The 14,825-nt window shown below is 37.0% G+C and carries 19 protein-coding genes, 2 tRNA genes and 3 pseudogenes; 11 read left to right on the forward strand and 13 right to left on the reverse strand.

Annotation, left to right across the window (positions count from 1 at the left end):
* Positions 1-468: 468 nt before the first annotated feature.
* Positions 469-630: pseudogene (locus GTK57_RS06490) on the forward strand (IS6 family transposase); the annotation flags it as partial.
* 41 nt (positions 631-671) lie between these two features.
* Here GTK57_RS06490 and GTK57_RS06495 read toward each other — a convergent pair.
* From GTK57_RS06495 to GTK57_RS06505, 3 genes are all read right to left on the reverse strand, one after another.
* The gene (locus tag GTK57_RS06495) at positions 672-974 is read right to left on the reverse strand and encodes a helix-turn-helix domain-containing protein (protein WP_001140620.1); all 303 of its coding nucleotides are present in this window, start codon (positions 972-974) and stop codon (positions 672-674) included.
* Positions 967-1,323 carry a type II toxin-antitoxin system RelE/ParE family toxin gene (locus GTK57_RS06500; RefSeq protein ID WP_004668307.1) on the reverse strand — a complete coding sequence of 119 codons (357 nt, stop codon included), beginning with the start codon at positions 1,321-1,323 and terminating at the stop codon, positions 967-969. The genes GTK57_RS06495 and GTK57_RS06500 overlap by 8 nt, the downstream gene beginning before the upstream one ends.
* Positions 1,324-1,884: 561 nt before the next feature.
* A complete protein-coding gene (locus tag GTK57_RS06505; RefSeq protein WP_163124640.1) occupies positions 1,885-2,607 on the reverse strand; it encodes an AraC family transcriptional regulator in 723 nt (240 codons plus the stop codon).
* Positions 2,608-2,764: 157 nt separating this feature from the next.
* Between GTK57_RS06505 and GTK57_RS06510 the strand changes: the two genes are divergently transcribed.
* Positions 2,765-3,994, forward strand: coding sequence for an MFS transporter (locus tag GTK57_RS06510; RefSeq protein ID WP_163122003.1), 1,230 nt, complete (start codon positions 2,765-2,767; stop codon positions 3,992-3,994).
* 206 nt (positions 3,995-4,200) lie between these two features.
* Here GTK57_RS06510 and GTK57_RS06515 read toward each other — a convergent pair whose 3' ends face one another.
* Positions 4,201-4,755 carry a plasmid replication DNA-binding protein gene (locus tag GTK57_RS06515; RefSeq protein ID WP_163122005.1) on the reverse strand — a complete coding sequence of 185 codons (555 nt, stop codon included), beginning with the start codon at positions 4,753-4,755 and terminating at the stop codon, positions 4,201-4,203.
* Between the two features lie 63 nt (positions 4,756-4,818).
* Positions 4,819-4,956, reverse strand: a pseudogene (locus tag GTK57_RS06520) (replication initiation protein RepM); the annotation flags it as partial.
* A 64-nt stretch (positions 4,957-5,020) separates the two neighbouring features.
* Here GTK57_RS06520 and GTK57_RS06525 point away from each other — a divergent pair.
* Together GTK57_RS06525 and GTK57_RS06530 are read left to right on the forward strand one after the other, a co-directional pair.
* Entirely contained in the window at positions 5,021-5,725 is a 705-nt protein-coding gene (locus tag GTK57_RS06525; protein WP_001067783.1) for an IS6-like element IS1008 family transposase, read from the forward strand.
* Positions 5,726-5,771: 46 nt separating this feature from the next.
* A pseudogene (locus GTK57_RS06530) lies at positions 5,772-6,242 on the forward strand (recombinase family protein); the annotation flags it as partial.
* Between the two features lie 270 nt (positions 6,243-6,512).
* Here GTK57_RS06530 and GTK57_RS06535 read toward each other — a convergent pair.
* From GTK57_RS06535 to GTK57_RS06555, 5 genes are all read right to left on the reverse strand, one after another.
* The gene (locus tag GTK57_RS06535) at positions 6,513-7,259 is read right to left on the reverse strand and encodes an ATP-binding protein (RefSeq protein WP_163122006.1); all 747 of its coding nucleotides are present in this window, start codon (positions 7,257-7,259) and stop codon (positions 6,513-6,515) included.
* A 10-nt stretch (positions 7,260-7,269) separates the two neighbouring features.
* Complete coding sequence (locus GTK57_RS06540) at positions 7,270-7,812, reverse strand: DUF1376 domain-containing protein (protein ID WP_163122007.1); 543 nt, start codon at positions 7,810-7,812, stop codon at positions 7,270-7,272.
* A gap of 66 nt (positions 7,813-7,878) precedes the next feature.
* Positions 7,879-8,127 carry a hypothetical protein gene (locus tag GTK57_RS06545; protein WP_163122008.1) on the reverse strand — a complete coding sequence of 83 codons (249 nt, stop codon included), beginning with the start codon at positions 8,125-8,127 and terminating at the stop codon, positions 7,879-7,881.
* The gene (locus tag GTK57_RS06550) at positions 8,120-9,301 is read right to left on the reverse strand and encodes a site-specific integrase (RefSeq protein WP_071851248.1); all 1,182 of its coding nucleotides are present in this window, start codon (positions 9,299-9,301) and stop codon (positions 8,120-8,122) included. Before GTK57_RS06550 ends, GTK57_RS06545 begins: the two co-directional genes overlap by 8 nt.
* Before the next feature lie 19 nt (positions 9,302-9,320).
* Positions 9,321-9,530, reverse strand: a complete 210-nt coding sequence (locus tag GTK57_RS06555) for a hypothetical protein (protein ID WP_000122748.1) — start codon at positions 9,528-9,530, stop codon at positions 9,321-9,323.
* A 115-nt stretch (positions 9,531-9,645) separates the two neighbouring features.
* Between GTK57_RS06555 and GTK57_RS06560 the strand changes: the two genes are divergently transcribed.
* Positions 9,646-9,873 (forward strand): helix-turn-helix domain-containing protein, encoded by a 228-nt coding sequence (locus GTK57_RS06560; RefSeq protein WP_017482406.1) that lies wholly within the window; start codon positions 9,646-9,648, stop codon positions 9,871-9,873.
* A gap of 325 nt (positions 9,874-10,198) precedes the next feature.
* Here GTK57_RS06560 and GTK57_RS06565 read toward each other — a convergent pair.
* Together GTK57_RS06565 and GTK57_RS06570 are read right to left on the reverse strand one after the other, a co-directional pair.
* A tRNA-Gly gene (locus tag GTK57_RS06565) sits at positions 10,199-10,274 on the reverse strand.
* A gap of 47 nt (positions 10,275-10,321) precedes the next feature.
* Positions 10,322-10,394 (reverse strand) — tRNA-Gly (locus GTK57_RS06570).
* Between the two features lie 233 nt (positions 10,395-10,627).
* On the opposite strand from GTK57_RS06570, the gene GTK57_RS06575 reads away from it, so the two are divergent.
* From GTK57_RS06575 to GTK57_RS06595, 5 genes are all read left to right on the forward strand, one after another.
* Positions 10,628-10,939, forward strand: coding sequence for a BolA family protein (locus tag GTK57_RS06575; protein WP_152874229.1), 312 nt, complete (start codon positions 10,628-10,630; stop codon positions 10,937-10,939).
* A 13-nt stretch (positions 10,940-10,952) separates the two neighbouring features.
* Positions 10,953-11,342: a SirB2 family protein gene (locus tag GTK57_RS06580; protein WP_152874230.1), complete on the forward strand. Its 390-nt coding sequence runs from the start codon at positions 10,953-10,955 to the stop codon at positions 11,340-11,342.
* An 81-nt stretch (positions 11,343-11,423) separates the two neighbouring features.
* Positions 11,424-12,266: a ParA family protein gene (locus GTK57_RS06585; RefSeq protein ID WP_152874231.1), complete on the forward strand. Its 843-nt coding sequence runs from the start codon at positions 11,424-11,426 to the stop codon at positions 12,264-12,266.
* Positions 12,267-12,270: 4 nt separating this feature from the next.
* A complete protein-coding gene (locus GTK57_RS06590; protein ID WP_152874232.1) occupies positions 12,271-12,660 on the forward strand; it encodes a hypothetical protein in 390 nt (129 codons plus the stop codon).
* A 213-nt stretch (positions 12,661-12,873) separates the two neighbouring features.
* Entirely contained in the window at positions 12,874-13,464 is a 591-nt protein-coding gene (locus tag GTK57_RS06595) for a LysE family translocator (protein WP_152874233.1), read from the forward strand.
* Here the strand turns inward: GTK57_RS06595 and GTK57_RS06600 are convergent.
* Complete coding sequence (locus GTK57_RS06600) at positions 13,461-14,099, reverse strand: DedA family protein (protein ID WP_152874234.1); 639 nt, start codon at positions 14,097-14,099, stop codon at positions 13,461-13,463. The genes GTK57_RS06595 and GTK57_RS06600 overlap by 4 nt on opposite strands.
* Positions 14,100-14,293: 194 nt before the next feature.
* Between GTK57_RS06600 and GTK57_RS06605 the strand changes: the two genes are divergently transcribed.
* Positions 14,294-14,710, forward strand: a complete 417-nt coding sequence (locus tag GTK57_RS06605; RefSeq protein WP_152874235.1) for a DoxX family protein — start codon at positions 14,294-14,296, stop codon at positions 14,708-14,710.
* Positions 14,711-14,825 lie beyond the last annotated feature (115 nt).

The following is a 14,825-nucleotide window of genomic DNA, read 5'->3' on the forward strand; positions in this document are numbered from 1 at the left end:
AAAAAAATGTAAGTAATGGTTATTTTTAATACACATTTGTATTTTTTTAAAATAAAATATGATTTAAGTAATTGATTTTATTATTTTATAGAGTAATCACTCTATTTTGATCATATTTGTTTGTGTCTGAAGAATGTGTTTGAAACTAGGCTTTCTATTGATCATTAAAAGATATAATTGAATAATAGATCTCTTTCATAAATCAAAAAACGAGCACCTTTTTGATTGATATTTGTACTCTAATTTTCTTAGCATTCGTGCATAATCTGCGGATGAAATACATTGATTCAAAGAAGCTTTCTGAAACACAGTTTAAGCGATATACAGGCATCTCATGGTCAACCTTTTATTTAAATGGTTGAGCAATTGCAGAAGCATGTTCCAGCTAAAGGCAGACCACCCAAGTGGCACTGTTGCAAATAACCACGAATGGTAAGCTGAAGACTGTTTTAGCTAAAGGTGCAGCATATGAATCCTTTCCATGGTCGGCATTTTCAGGGCGAAATCATTCTTTGGGCTGTGCGCTGGTATTGTAAATATGGCATTAGCTATCGTGAACTGCAGGAAATGCTGGCCGAACGGGGTGTGAATGTTGATCACACGACTATTTACCGTTGGGTTCAACGTTATACGAATCTAAAAATGGGAGCCTATAGCTCCCATTTTTATTGTTAAACGTTGAATCCTATATGTTTTCCTGTTGGAAGCTCTACATCAATACGGAGCTTCCCACCCATTGCCTCAACATACTTTTTCATGGTTGAAATCTTAAGATCATTGCCACGATTTTCTATTGCTGAAAGCGATGGCTGTTTTATTCCCAAAGTTTCAGCAAGCTCTTTTTGAGAAATTTCGAGTTCTTCACGAATAAGATGAAGCTGATTTTCTAGCAGTAATTCATCAGCCATTTTTTGAATACGGGCTTGGCTCTCTGGAGAGCGGCTAGCTAACAATTCTTGCAGAGTCTTAGCCATTAGATTTATCTCCTAGGGTAGTGAGATGAAGTTGGTATTGTTCATCTGCAATATCCAGCATGTCTTTATAAAAACGCTTTTTACCGCCTTTATCAGCAATACATAGAACAATAGCCTGTCGTAAGGGATCAAATGCGAAGAAAGCTCTTAAGGGTCTACCGCGATGTTGAACACGCAGTTCTTTCATATTGGTAAATTTAGACTCATACACAGTATCTACTAAAGGACGGCCTAAACTCGGTCCCTGCTGCTGTAGAACAACCAGGGCAGCTAGGACCTTCTCTTGTGTAGGTTCATCTTGCTGTTCAAGCCACTGATTAAATAGATCTGTCGTAATGACTGTCCACATACCACAACCAGAATATAGATTATAGTCTATATTTTAGGGGCATTATGTTTGTTTTGCAAATGAGAAAGGATAGGCAATAAAAAACCCCGACATCCTGTCGGGGTTTTTCGTATTGGTTCGCTCGGTATAACTCCTGTCGTACCTTACTGTCCTTGTGCGTATCTATGTTCTTATTATTGTGTGGAACTTCCTGTTCCTGATGAATCCATCATAGGAAATTGCAGCCAGATCGTATAGCCGCAAAGGGCCGTAATTCACGTAAGCAAATGCGTACAAGACCGGCTAAAAACTGTCCCCTTTTTATCCGCAGAAATTGGGGATATTTTTGGCTCTGGGAAGACCGGGAACATTGAGAAAATTTTCATCTTGATCAAATGTTGATCAATTTTATTGGCAAGAACTATCAAAACTGCTCATAAAAAAGCCGACTTGTTTCAAAATCGGCTTTTTGGGCATTCTTGGATTTTTCTATTTTTATTAAGTGGTTGATATTTAAATTAATATACAAGTGTACTTCGTATAATGCCCATTATGTTAAATAGAGATTGATTTGATGGAATTTTATTTAAATTTTTGAGGAGAATAGCCTAAATGGCGTTTAAACATAGCACTAAATGCACTTGTACTTGTATACCCTAATAATGTGGCTATATGCGATATAGCTTGCCCCTGTGCTAATTGACTCAATGCTAATACAATATGCATTTGTTGGATCCATCCTCTATAAGATAGTCCAGTTTCTTTTTTAAATAGTCTGATTAAAGTTCTTGAACTGGTTCCAATTATACTGGACCAAGTATTCAAATCTTTAGAATGCTTTGGATGCTTAATTAATTGCTCACAAATTAAAACTAGGCGTTTATCTTTAGGCCAAGGGATTTCTATTGGGAAGGTAGGAGATTGTTTAATTTCTTCAAAAATAAGTAATTGCAGTGATTTTTGTAAATCTTCACTATATAGCATTCCATTTTGTTGCATTTCATCAAGCTGATTCAGTCTCAAAACTAATTCTTTCAATAAATTAGTCATTCTAACTAGAAAACATTTATCTCCTAAAATGTTTGCAGCATTTTGTTCAACTAAGGCTGTACTTAAGCGTACATCACTTAATGACGTAACACTATGTTCAACAAATGCTGGAATCCATAAAGCACATCGTGGAGGGATTAACCAAATATTTTCTGCAGTATGAACGCGTATTTCACCTTTAGATGCATAAAGCAATTGCGCACGATTATGAGTATGAGGAGGAATAACACTTCCATAATCATGCTCTGATCCCATAGAAATTATTAATGTAGAAATCAATCCAATCCTTCCTTAAAAAATATTGTTATTAACTCTTTATATTGTCACTTATAGAATGATTTTTGGCATATAGCCGTCAATATGACAGATTATAATAGTAATTATTAAGGGTTTAAGGCACGTAAGGTATTTCATGCAACCACCTATTCAGATAAAGGAAAACACACAAGTTGAAGTTACCAACTTGGTGCCGAAAATGGTAAATCATATTATTTTTGCTGTCGCTTTCGCACATTTACTCAATGATTTAATTCAAGCTGCTTTACCGGCTATTTATCCATTACTAAAAGATAATTTTTCATTAAGTTTTACGCAAATCGGTCTAATTTCATTGGTCTACCAAATTACAGCCTCATTATTGCAACCTTGGATCGGCTTATATACTGATAAATATCCCAAACCTTATCTTCTGCCTTTAGGAATGGTAGTTACCTTGATAGGGATTGTAATGCTCGCATTTTCTAGTAGTTTTTATATGCTACTTGTCTCTGCGTCACTAATTGGGGTTGGTTCATCAACTTTTCATCCTGAAGCTTCTCGTGTTGCACGTATGGCTTCTGGTGGTCGATTTGGTACAGCTCAATCGACTTTTCAAGTTGGTGGTAATACTGGGTCTGCAATTGGTCCATTGTTGGCTGCTATTATTATCGTTCCTAACGGTCAAGCTTCAGCATCCTGGTTGGTGTTATTTGCTTTAATTGCAATTTTTGTTTTATTTAAAGTGAGTAAATGGACTATTCATCATGCGAAAACTCAAATTAGCAAAACAACATCTATCACAAGTTTTAAATTACATGGCAGTACCTTAGTTCGAGCTCTCATAATTATTTCTATACTAATGCTTGTAAAGTTTACTTATATCGCAAGCATCAGCAATTACTATACTTTTTATTTAATTGAAAAATTTAACCTTCCAATTCAGAGTGCTCAATTATATTTATTTGCTTTTTTGGCAGCCGTTGCTTTTGGTACATTTTTTGGTGGCCCTATTGGTGATCGTATTGGACGTAAAGCAGTTATTTGGATTTCGTTTTTAGGAATGGCTCCATTCGCTATATTCATTCCTTATGCAAATTTATTTTGGACATGTATTCTCGCGATTATGGCGGGTTTAATTATGTCATCTGCATTTTCTGCAATGGTCGTATATGCACAAGAAGCGGTTCCTGGGCGTGTTGGGATGATTGCTGGCCTAATGTTTGGTTTAATGTTTGGTGTAAGTGGTATAGCAGCAGCTGGTTTAGGATACCTAGCTGATAGAAACGGCATAGAATGGGTATTTACACTATGTTCATATTTACCTTTATTAGGAATTTTTACTTTATTCCTACCTAATACCCAACTTAAAAAATTTAGAACATAATAAGCAGTTTTTTAAGAATTATTAAAATTAACATAATACACCTTATACGAAATGCAAATTTTTATTTCATATAAATCATAGTCTTATCATATAGCAAAAAGCCCAGACCTACCGATCTGGGCTTTTTTAATGATTTATCACGTTCCACGAGCAATTATTAACCAATGTTCCACGAGTTTGTTTAATACCAGTGAACAATGTCAACTCTAATCATCACTCAAAACGGCATGTAAAACTCGACCAAACAAACCTCGTTTTTTACGCTCAGGTTCAATGTATTCAGGTACTGGAATAGGTTTCTTGATGTCTTGATTAGTAGTCAATCCGTCATGTTTAGCCTGTATTTCTACTTTATCTAGTTCTATATTAGATTCAGCGTGATCATTCTGATCTGTCATTGTTTGGGATGGCTTCATCTCAATAAGCGTAAGAAGAGTATCAATGCGAGAATTAGCTTTCGCTTCCCTATCTTCCGCTTTTTCTAATTGTTTCTTTAAAAAGTCTATCTGATTCTTGAGTTCTATAACTGTATTTTCATTGTATTCAGGTGTATTCGAACTTTGTATTGAAGACGTATCGGTGCGTTTTTGGTGATTTCCAACAAATGGCTCACCATACACACGAAGTAATTCTGAAAAGTCGATAAAACCATCATGATCCCGACTTAAAGTTCCATTTTTCAAGTCTTTATAAAGTGTTGCTCTTGATTTTTTATAGAGTGTTGCTGCATCACTCACACTGTATTTTGTACTTGTTTTCATAGTGTATTACTGTGTATTTACGATACGTATTGAAGAATACAATAAGTGTATTCTTCAATACACTCAAGGTTTGAAACCTAAGTTTTTTAAGTAAGGGAATAATTGCTTCTGTTGTTGTTGATCTCGCAACATATCTTTAATTTTAATAGCTAACTCCTCATAGCTTTCACCCTGATTTGCTAAATAAGATAGTTCATGCAGGGGCACTGTTGCAAATAGGCTGACATGATAAGCTAAATATCTTATTTATTTCGAGATACAGCAGATGAATCCCTTCCACGGTCGGCACTTTCAAGGTGAAATCATTCTTTGGGCTGTTCGTTGGTATTGTAAATATGGCATCAGCTATCGTGAACTTCAAGAAATGCTCGCTGAACGAGGCATAAATGTGGATCACAGTACAATTTATCGTTGGGTTCAGCGTTATGCTCCAGAAATGGAAAAACGGTTACGCTGGTATTGGCGTAATCCTACAGATTTACATTCATGGCATATGGATGAGACTTATATCAAAGTGAAGGGACGATGGACTTACCTGTATCGTGCAGTTGATCAACGGGGTCATACGATTGACTTTTACCTTTCCGCTAGACGGAACAGTAAATCAGCCTATAGTTTTCTAGGAAAGATCTTCAATACGGTGAAAAAATGGCAAATTCCACGGGTCATCAATACAGATAAAGCAGCGACCTATGGCCATGCTTTATCACGATTAAAGCGAGAAGGAAAATGTCCAGTAGATATTGAGCACAGGCAGATTAAGTATAAAAATAATGTCATTGAATGTGATCATGGTAAGTTAAAGCGAATCATCAGGGCCACATTAGGATTCAAATCTATGAAGACGGCTTATGCCACAATTAAAGGTATTGAAGTCATGCGTGCACTACGTAAAGGACAAGCATCGTCATTTTATTATGGTCAGCCTCAGGGTGAAGTGTGTCTAATCAACAGGGTTTTCGGTCTCTAAGCACTTTTTAAAGGGAACATCATCGACTCAAATCACTATTTGCAACAGTGCCAAAAATACCGACCGACCGAAATTTCAAGAAATGTTGAACTATGTCCGGGAAGGGGACAGGGTGATTGTACATTCCATGGATCGTTTTGCACGAAGTCTAAAAGATTTGGTCACTGAAGTAGATAAACTGGTCAAAAGAGGGATCGCTATCCAGTTTGTAAAAGAGAATATTACTTTTACTGCCCAATCCACGCCGATGGATAATTTGATGCTGCAACTGATGGGTGCTTTTGCGCAATTTGAACGTGAAATCATTCTGGAAAGGCAAAAGGAAGGAATTAAACTCGCCTCTGTTCAAGGGAAGTACAAAGGCCGGGTACATAAATTGAAGCCTGATAAAGCTGAAGCTTTGCGACAAGCATGGAAGGAAGGGCAGTATCCTTCAAAAATGGCATTAGGCCAGGCATTTGGAATTAGCCGCCAAGCGGTATACCGCTATTTAAAAGCCGGAGAGGAACTCAGTTGAAATTGGCGACTATAATTATTTATCTTATGAAAACTGTGGAACACTGACCCGGTACGGTTCATCTACGAGTTTCCATAAATCTTTATCAGTAAAGAGTTTGAAGCAATCTACTATGATAAGATGAACCCGTTAGGTCAAGTAGCCTAACTTAAATAAAAAAGTCTCCGACAAACCCGGTACGGTTCAATATGCAATTAATGCAATTTTGAAAAATCTAATTATAAAAAGCCAATTATCTCGGAAGATAATTGGCTTGAGCAAAGAGTTTGGCTATCCGCTTATTCGTCGATCATCCCAATAACACGGTACTACAATCAAATTGTTTTCATGTAATCGTGACCATAATCGGACACCTAAATCCCGCTGCATATTTTGGACTGTGAAATTGGAAATTAGCAGAGTCGACTTCATACTGTCATAACGGCTATATAAAACCTTATGTACCATTTCTAGACGTTTTTCATGCCGGTCATGCAGGCCATATTCATCAATCACTAATAAATCAAAACTGGAGAAATGGTCGATGACTTCCTTTTCAGAGCGTGAAGCATCTGACCAGGTGTCCATCATTTTTTGAGCAATTTCTGCACTGGTATAGTAGCGTGCAGATTTTGTACTGTTATGCATAATGTTGCGAATGATTGATGCACTCAGATGGGTTTTACCTGTACCTGGTGTACCAATCATCAACATGTTCGGGTTGTGGTCAGAAATAATCTGCTGTGCAAAAGCCTGACATAGTTTGACGGCATTGTCTTGTGCAGGACATGCAATTACATAATTCTTGAAGCCACGATCCAGGTAACGTTTATTGAGCCCTGAATTTTTAATTTTCTGTTGTAGCAATCGCTGTTGCAGTTCATTCTCATAGGCTGCATGTGAGTGATGGACTTTTTCTTTGGTACACAATTTACAGAGCCTGTGACCGGCAATTTCCATCAAGGGTAGGTTATGGGTAGGGCAAAGTGTTTCTGTTGCTTCTGCGCAAATTTGGAGCGTTTTAAGCATGGTGTTCATGGTTGTTCTCCTAAATCCATTTTGAATTTTTTAAAAAACTCTCATTTTTTTCTTCAAAATTTGAAGATGAAGATGAAGATGAAGATGAAGATGAAGATGAAGGGCATTGCTTGAGCTTGGTCGGAGCAATGCCTGAGCTATCCTCAGAGGATGCTTGAGCATTTTTTTGCATTTGCTTGTTAGATGCTTGAGCATTACTTGCGGATTTATTCCAGCGTGCTTGTGCTGCATTTTTAGCTTTATCAGATTTCATTTGCTGATTTTGTAATGCCTGGCTTTTTAAACTGGTTAAAAAATTTGAATGAATCTGTTCGGACTCGATTTCAAACAATTCCAAGGCTATTAGCGTATTCAACAAAGTTTTAGCCTTAGTATGTTGCGATAATTTTGTGATGCTACATACAGTAGCTAGGTCATGAGGAATGGCACCATTTTTCCAGAAATCCATCATTAACAGCAGTGCTGCACCGATTTGTTCTGCGGTCATTCGTGCGAATTTTGCCTGTAAATCGCCAATATAGAGTGGCATCCAAATTGAAATATCTTTATGCATGGGTTTACCTTTTTATGGGTATAGAGGGGCTAAGGTCATCGATTGGTTGACCTTGTATGTTTTTTATTAGTGACCGAGACTCATTAACCGGAGGCGCGCCTGTTGGGCCAAGTCATCGTAATGGGCTTGCCCTTCATCCAGCATTCGCTGTAGCCAGAGTCTTAATGCTTGGTGATCATCGAAGCATTTATTGATTTCCAGCAAAAAGGCCAGATTGTGCAGTTTGGGAATGTGTAGCTCATGGATTAATTCACGAGCGACAATATCTGCTTCAGGGCTGACGACCACACCACCAAAGAAAGCTTTACTATTCATGTGCAAGCTCCTCTGTATTTAGTTTTTCCAGCATGGCTTCAAATGCACTGCCATCGCGGCGCGTAACATTGGGGATGTAACGGCTATAGACTCGGAATAGCATTTCAGTCGTTGAATGTCCCAATTGACGTGCGATCCATTCTGGATTTTCTCCTGCCGACAGCCAAAGAGTTGCTGCTGTATGACGTGTTTGATAGGCTCTTCTAGACTTCAATCCTAGAAAGCGCAAGATCGGATGCCAGACACGTTTATTCACCAGACGATAATCGAGAGGTCCACCATCACGATTACAGAAGACAAAACTGGATTTACCATTATTTAAGCTTTTCTGCTGCAGAAAGGCTTGGTAAACGCGGTCATTCATCTGGATCGTGCGGTCAGAACCATAAGTTTTGGTTCCACCAAGCACACCATTCACTAACGCTTCTCTGATATGGATTTCACGACGCTGTAAGTCGATATTTTTCCATTGCAGACCATCGATTTCACTGGTACGCATACCCGTAAAAAAGCGAATGGTGTAATAGGGGCGGAAGTCTTCACGCACTGTGGTAAGAATTTTATGCACCTCTTCCAGAGAAAAAGGTGTGACTTCAATCTTGCTTTCCTTCAGATTGTTAATATTTTTATAAGGCGACTCAAACTCGTATCGTTCAGCCGCATCATTGAGTATCATACGTAAAGGCGTCATGATTTGATTGATCCTCGATGCTTTCAGACTTGTTTGATCTTTTCCGTGTGTCACTTTGGCGAGAGAGGCACGGAAGTTCAGCAAGTCTGACTTCTTGATTTTCGAGAGAACCTGATTACCAAAAGCAGGAATCAAATAGTTTTTGATCACAATTGAAACCTTTTGCTGGTATGAGGTTCTCCACTCAACTTGTTTCTGCTTAAACCACAATTCAGTAAACTCTTTAAAAAGAGGAACTTTGGTCTGTACAGCAATTTGCTGACTTCTTTTTTCCTTAAACTCCTCAACACGGTTACTTTTTGGAAAGTACTTTTCGTATTCAAAAGTTCCCAAAGTAATTTCAGCTTCAAGCTGTTCGAGACGTTTTTTCAAAATGCGTCGGTTATAAGCATTGTCTTCAAGATTAGTTGTCTCTCTACAACGAATGCCCATGTAGCGAAAGTCGGCAATCAGTTTGCCACTTCGTTCCCGGATGGTAGCCATCAGTTAAACCTCCTAAGCCTTATTGCAAGGCATCCATGCTTAAACCGGTGAATTTAAGCATTTCAGTTTCAATGCGTTCCCAAACAAAAAGAATTTTTCGACCACCAAAAGGACGGATGTAGTGAACACCTTCAATAAAGACACTGTCCTTCAGCTGGTTGCGAATGGTACGAGCGTCGTACTGGATTTTTTCAGCCAGTTGCTGGGCTGTGAGATAGGTATATGACATAATTGTATTCCTGGCGTAATTCATCGGATGTAAGTAATTTTTCATCCTTAGACCTAAAATAACCTCAAATTTAATTAAATGCAATTAAATTTTCATTGTATTAGGGGAGAAATTAATGGTTATTTGTAAGCTACCAATATTGTTGGCTGAAAGAAAAATGCGTGTAGCTGACTTAATTCGTGGTACAGGCATTAATAAAACAACTTTGCATAAGCTTTATAATGGCGAATTGACTCGAATTGATTTGGAGACTATCGATCGTATTTGCGATTATTTAGATGTACAGGTGGGAGATTTATTTGTTTTTGAAAAAGATAATAAAGAACAACCTGTTAGTGAGTAGTTTGGTCACAAATGGTCACATCAAAAAGTGAAATGGTCACAAATTATTGATCATTTGGTAAAAAACACCTTGTTTGGAAGAGAACAGGGTGATTTTTTGCCTTCAAAAAAGCTCTGAAAGTGGTGATCGATTGAGGACATTTAAGGTCAATTGAGACCATTTTTATTGTCGTGGGCACGCCATGGTCACATCTTGGTCACAAAATACAAATTACATTAAGAATATTTTTTATTGAATCGAATAACAAAAGAAGGGGAATTTTCAAAAAATATAATAAAATCAACAATAAAAAAGCCCCCATCTTTCGATGAGGGCTTTTTAAATCTGGAGCGGGAAAGGAGACTCGAACTCCCGACCCCAACCTTGGCAAGGTTATGCTCTACCAACTGAGCTATTCCCGCGGAGTCTATAAAGTTTTTTAAATAAAAAACTAAATGAAAAAAATTTGAGCGGGAAAGGAGACTCGAACTCCCGACCCCAACCTTGGCAAGGTTATGCTCTACCAACTGAGCTATTCCCGCATGCCGTGTATAATACAGTAAGCAAAAATAGGGTCAACATTTTTATTCAAAAACTTTAATCGTTTGCATAAATAAAAGCCATTTTTATGTATAGCATGATGGATATGGGTAAAAAACATGCAGAGATTGGTTGTGTAGCCACATGGAACAGAATCATTATTATAATTTTTATTGAAAATGTCAGAACACGTTATACTCAATATGAAGATGGTTTAAATATATAAAGGTTAAATATGAGCTTGGAACAACAACTCAATGAGCGTTTACAAACTTTAGCACCCAGCTATTTGGATATTGTGAATGAGTCTTCAGGGCATGGTGGGTATTTCCCTGGCAAAGAATCGCACTTTAAAGTTGTTATTGTGAGTGAGTGTTTTACAGGTTTGCGTTTAGTTCAGCGCCATCAAAAAGTATATGCAGTTGTGGGTGAGCTTTTGGGTGCAGGAAATATTCATGCTTTGGCCATTCATGCATTTATTGCTGAAGAGTGGAAAAACCAAGATACATCTAGTCCGGAATGTGCGCATGCACCTAAAACATCATAAGAGGAATTTCTAGATGAACCCTACTGTTATAAGCACAATTCATGTTGTGGGTATTGCATTGCTTTTTATGGTCATTGTTGCTCGTTCAACGACTTTATTTAAAGGTACGCAAGGGAATCAGCCGAATCCATCTTTTAGAAAGTTATTTGTTGCCATTCAACATACATCTTTAACACTTGTTGTGATTACAGGCATAACTTTATTAGCAATGAATAATTTCCAAGTTGAAACTTGGTTTTATGCAAAAGTGGTTTTGTTCTTGGTTATGCTTTCGTCTTTAATGAAAGCTTATAAAAAAGATGACGCGATTTTATTGATTCAGCGTAAAGCAGGTTGGGGCATTGCTTTGGTTGCTTTTATTTCAATTTATGGATTAGTTTTGCTGAAACCTGTCTTTGGGTAATTGTTAGACACTTTCTTCTTGGTCAAAATGCATGTAGGTTAAACTACATGCATGAAATAAAAATAAATGGGGGAAGTGGATATGCTAACCAGAGTGATTTTTAACCAAAAAGGTGGTGTCGGAAAATCGAGTATTACCGTTAATTTAGCGGCAATTAGCGCACATCATGGCTTTAACACGCTTGTTATCGATTTAGACCCTCAAGCCAATTCTAGTCAGTACTTATTAGGTGATGATGCAACATATTCAACAGATAAGCCTGCTTTAGAGCCCAATATAGAAAATTATTTTGATGAGATTTTGGGTGCAAATCAAACGAAGGGTTTAATTGGAAATACCTTAAACAATCTTTTAAAAAATAGATCTAAGGGGCTAGAGGCTTTTGTACATCAATCGCCTTTTAAAAATTTAGATGTGATTCCTGCAAGCCCTAGTTTAGGCGCGTTAGCACATGCATTAGAGTCGAAACATAAAATTTATAAACTCAGAGATGCCTTGCAACAATTAGAAGGGCATTATGATCGAGTGTTTATAGATACACCGCCTGCATTTAACTTTTTTACTTTATCTGCCTTAATTGCAGCAGATCGGGTGCTTATTCCTTTTGACTGTGATGTATTTTCAAAACGCGCATTGCAAACGCTTATTGAAAATATTTTGGAAACACAAGATGATCATAATGATCAGTTGGCTATAGAAGGTATTGTAGTCAATCAATATCAACATCAAGCAAAACTACCACGTGAAGTGGTTCAGCAATTAAAAGATGAAGGTTTACCTGTGTTGGCAAGTATGTTGCCACCATCTGTCATAATGAAAGAATCTCATCATAAAAATCTACCACTTATCCATTTAGCGGCAGAACATAAATTGACGCAGGCCTATAAATTATTGTTCAATGAGCTAGAACAACATTTGAGATAATAATATGAAAGTACTCCCACTTATTTTACTTGCAACTAGTACTGTTTTTTTAGGTGCATGTGCAACGACCACTAAGCCGACTTATGTTTCACCAACTCAGTTTCAAGCGTTAAACTGTCAACAACTTCAAGCGGAATATAATCGAATTCAACAACATTTAGACAATGGCGTACAACCTGAAAAACGTACAGGTATGGGTGTTGGTGTTGGTTTAGGCGGTGGTTGGGGGCGTGGTGGTTGGGGTTTTGGTCCGAGCATTTCGGTTAATATGGGACAATCTTCAAATACCAAAAAGACTGAAATTTCTAAATTATTGGGTCAGCAAGAGGCAATTGTTCAGTCTGCTCAATTTAAGGCTTGCCCAATTATTGTAAGAAATAAAGCGACTTCTTAATTGAAATTTCACTCTGTTATTCGGTTTTAGATAAATAACAGAGTGAAACTATTAGCAAATGTTTCATACATAAAATAAATAAAAACAAATGTTTAAAATAATTTTAACTTAAAATGACCTCATTAGTTTTCATTTTGAAAAAGTCAATATCTTGTTATTTTTCATAACTTTCGTTTAATGTGTGCACCTAACTTTTGGTGTAAATGTGTTTAAATGATAGAAAATTGGCTTTTTGCTTTAGCAGTAATTGCTGTTTTGATGATCCCTGGACCGACCAATGCATTGTTGGCGAGTTCGGCACATCAGCAGGGTATTGCAAAAACAAGCCTCTTTATTCCAACACAATTGTTGGGCTATTTTTACGCAATTAGTTTGTGGGCGTTGTTCATTCATTTATGCTCTCCAACATGGCCACATCTCATCACAATTCTGCATTTATTTAGTGCGGCATATGTTTTGTGGTTAGCATTTCGTTTATGGAGGCTTTCATACTTAGAACAGCATAATCAGCGCCATACCTCTATTCGTCCCCGCCAATTGTTTTTTGCGACTTTAAAAAATCCGAAAGCTTTGTTATTTGCAGCAGGAATTTTTCCAGTAGAAACTTGGGATAATGCGACCAACTGTATTTTGGTGTATGCCGTATTTTGTTTGGTTTTAGTGCCAACAGCTATGTTTTGGATGTCTTTTGGTCGTGCAATTTTATCGGGACATTTAAATAAAATAAAAGCCGATCAATTTTACAAAGGATCGGCTCTATTACTCATTGTATGCATGTTGCCTGTTGTGGCACGATTTTTTTAATCAGATTTTGACTTAAAAAACTTCTGTTTTGCAAAACCAATAATGCCAGGTAATACACTAATAATAATAATACCGAAAATAAGATGCGTGAAATTATCTTTAACAATTGGCATATTGCCAAATAAGTAACCTAAAACAATAAAAGATGAAATCCAACAGAAACCACCAATCACGTTATAGCTTAAAAAGTATTTGTAATTCATGTGACTTGCGCCTGCAACAAATGGCGCAAAAGTACGAGCAAATGGAATAAAACGGGCGAAAATAATGGTTTTACCACCATGCTTCTCGAAGAAGTTTTGGGTTTTAACTAAATGTTGCTTATTAATAAACCGAGATTCAATTTCAAAAACACGTGGCCCAATATATTTACCAATGTGGTAATTCAATGTATCGCCAAGTACAGCGGCTAAAAATAATAAAGCAATAAGTACCCATGGGTTCATAGCCCCTGTAGATGCTGCAAGCGCACCTGCTGCAAATAATAAGCTATCACCGGGTAAAAATGGCATAACCACTAAGCCTGTTTCAACAAAGATAATCAGAAACAAAATAGCGTAAATCCAGACCCCATAATTGGTAATGAATTCGAGTAAGTGATCATCTACATGCAATATAAAATCAATGAGTTCCATTAGGGCTAGACACTTAAAAATGTAGTCAAATCCTAGCAGTCCATGTCGTGAAAGTCAGTATTAAAAAATAATTATTTTTAATCGTATTTGTTCTAAATATAAAACGATGGGTGTTAATTTTGCGTATTTATTCCACAAATTTTGAACATTAGAATGGGCGCATCTTCAGAAATGATCCAATAATAGGTTTTAAAATGTTTAATCCAAATGTTGTTGTTAAAAATATTGTGAATCAAAATCAAATGAATGCGATTGTAAGTTTGTTAGCACGTCTTTTAATTGCGTATATTTTTATTGTTGCAGGCTTTGGTAAAATTACAGGCTACGCTGCAACTGCTGGTTATATGGAAGCAATGGGCGTTCCTGCTGCATTATTGCCCCTTACGATTTTAGTTGAATTTGGTGGTGGTTTGGCGTTGCTCTTTGGTTTTCAAGCACGTTTTACAGCTTTGGGTTTAGGTGTGTTTAGCTTAATTACCGCATTTCTTTTTCATGGTGGTGCAGACGATGCAATTAACTTAATGAAAAACTTATCTATGGCGGGCGGTTTATTCTTTCTTATGTTACATGGTGCAGGAAAAATCAGTTTAGATCATTTGATTGAAAAATAATGCTTTGAATAGATCGAACAAAAAAGGCTTCTATTAAGGAAGCCTTTTTTACTTTACAAAACATCAGCTTTAACATGAGTCATTATTTGCTTAAATATTAAGCTTAATGATTAAG

The sequence above is a fragment of the Acinetobacter portensis genome (assembly GCF_010646905.1).
Classification (GTDB): domain Bacteria; phylum Pseudomonadota; class Gammaproteobacteria; order Pseudomonadales; family Moraxellaceae; genus Acinetobacter; species Acinetobacter portensis.

What these genes read in the sequence shown, in the direction of transcription:
- GTK57_RS06600 (WP_152874234.1), bottom strand. Translation starts at nt 14,099, where the DNA reads ATGGAACTCATTGATTTTATATTGCATGTAGATGATCACTTACTCGAA.
- GTK57_RS06555 (WP_000122748.1), bottom strand. Translation starts at nt 9,530, where the DNA reads ATGTCATATACCTATCTCACAGCCCAGCAACTGGCTGAAAAAATCCAG.
- GTK57_RS06515 (WP_163122005.1), bottom strand. Translation starts at nt 4,755, where the DNA reads ATGAAAACAAGTACAAAATACAGTGTGAGTGATGCAGCAACACTCTAT.
- GTK57_RS06535 (WP_163122006.1), bottom strand. Translation starts at nt 7,259, where the DNA reads ATGAACACCATGCTTAAAACGCTCCAAATTTGCGCAGAAGCAACAGAA.
- GTK57_RS06540 (WP_163122007.1), bottom strand. Translation starts at nt 7,812, where the DNA reads ATGCATAAAGATATTTCAATTTGGATGCCACTCTATATTGGCGATTTA.
- GTK57_RS06550 (WP_071851248.1), bottom strand. Translation starts at nt 9,301, where the DNA reads ATGGCTACCATCCGGGAACGAAGTGGCAAACTGATTGCCGACTTTCGC.
- GTK57_RS06545 (WP_163122008.1), bottom strand. Translation starts at nt 8,127, where the DNA reads ATGAATAGTAAAGCTTTCTTTGGTGGTGTGGTCGTCAGCCCTGAAGCA.
- GTK57_RS06495 (WP_001140620.1), bottom strand. Translation starts at nt 974, where the DNA reads ATGGCTAAGACTCTGCAAGAATTGTTAGCTAGCCGCTCTCCAGAGAGC.
- GTK57_RS06605 (WP_152874235.1), top strand. Translation starts at nt 14,294, where the DNA reads ATGTTTAATCCAAATGTTGTTGTTAAAAATATTGTGAATCAAAATCAA.
- GTK57_RS06525 (WP_001067783.1), top strand. Translation starts at nt 5,021, where the DNA reads ATGAATCCCTTCCACGGTCGGCACTTTCAAGGTGAAATCATTCTTTGG.
- GTK57_RS06580 (WP_152874230.1), top strand. Translation starts at nt 10,953, where the DNA reads ATGAACCCTACTGTTATAAGCACAATTCATGTTGTGGGTATTGCATTG.
- GTK57_RS06575 (WP_152874229.1), top strand. Translation starts at nt 10,628, where the DNA reads ATGAGCTTGGAACAACAACTCAATGAGCGTTTACAAACTTTAGCACCC.
- GTK57_RS06510 (WP_163122003.1), top strand. Translation starts at nt 2,765, where the DNA reads ATGCAACCACCTATTCAGATAAAGGAAAACACACAAGTTGAAGTTACC.
- GTK57_RS06595 (WP_152874233.1), top strand. Translation starts at nt 12,874, where the DNA reads ATGATAGAAAATTGGCTTTTTGCTTTAGCAGTAATTGCTGTTTTGATG.
- GTK57_RS06505 (WP_163124640.1), bottom strand. Translation starts at nt 2,607, where the DNA reads ATGGGATCAGAGCATGATTATGGAAGTGTTATTCCTCCTCATACTCAT.
- GTK57_RS06585 (WP_152874231.1), top strand. Translation starts at nt 11,424, where the DNA reads ATGCTAACCAGAGTGATTTTTAACCAAAAAGGTGGTGTCGGAAAATCG.
- GTK57_RS06590 (WP_152874232.1), top strand. Translation starts at nt 12,271, where the DNA reads ATGAAAGTACTCCCACTTATTTTACTTGCAACTAGTACTGTTTTTTTA.
- GTK57_RS06560 (WP_017482406.1), top strand. Translation starts at nt 9,646, where the DNA reads ATGGTTATTTGTAAGCTACCAATATTGTTGGCTGAAAGAAAAATGCGT.
- GTK57_RS06500 (WP_004668307.1), bottom strand. Translation starts at nt 1,323, where the DNA reads ATGTGGACAGTCATTACGACAGATCTATTTAATCAGTGGCTTGAACAG.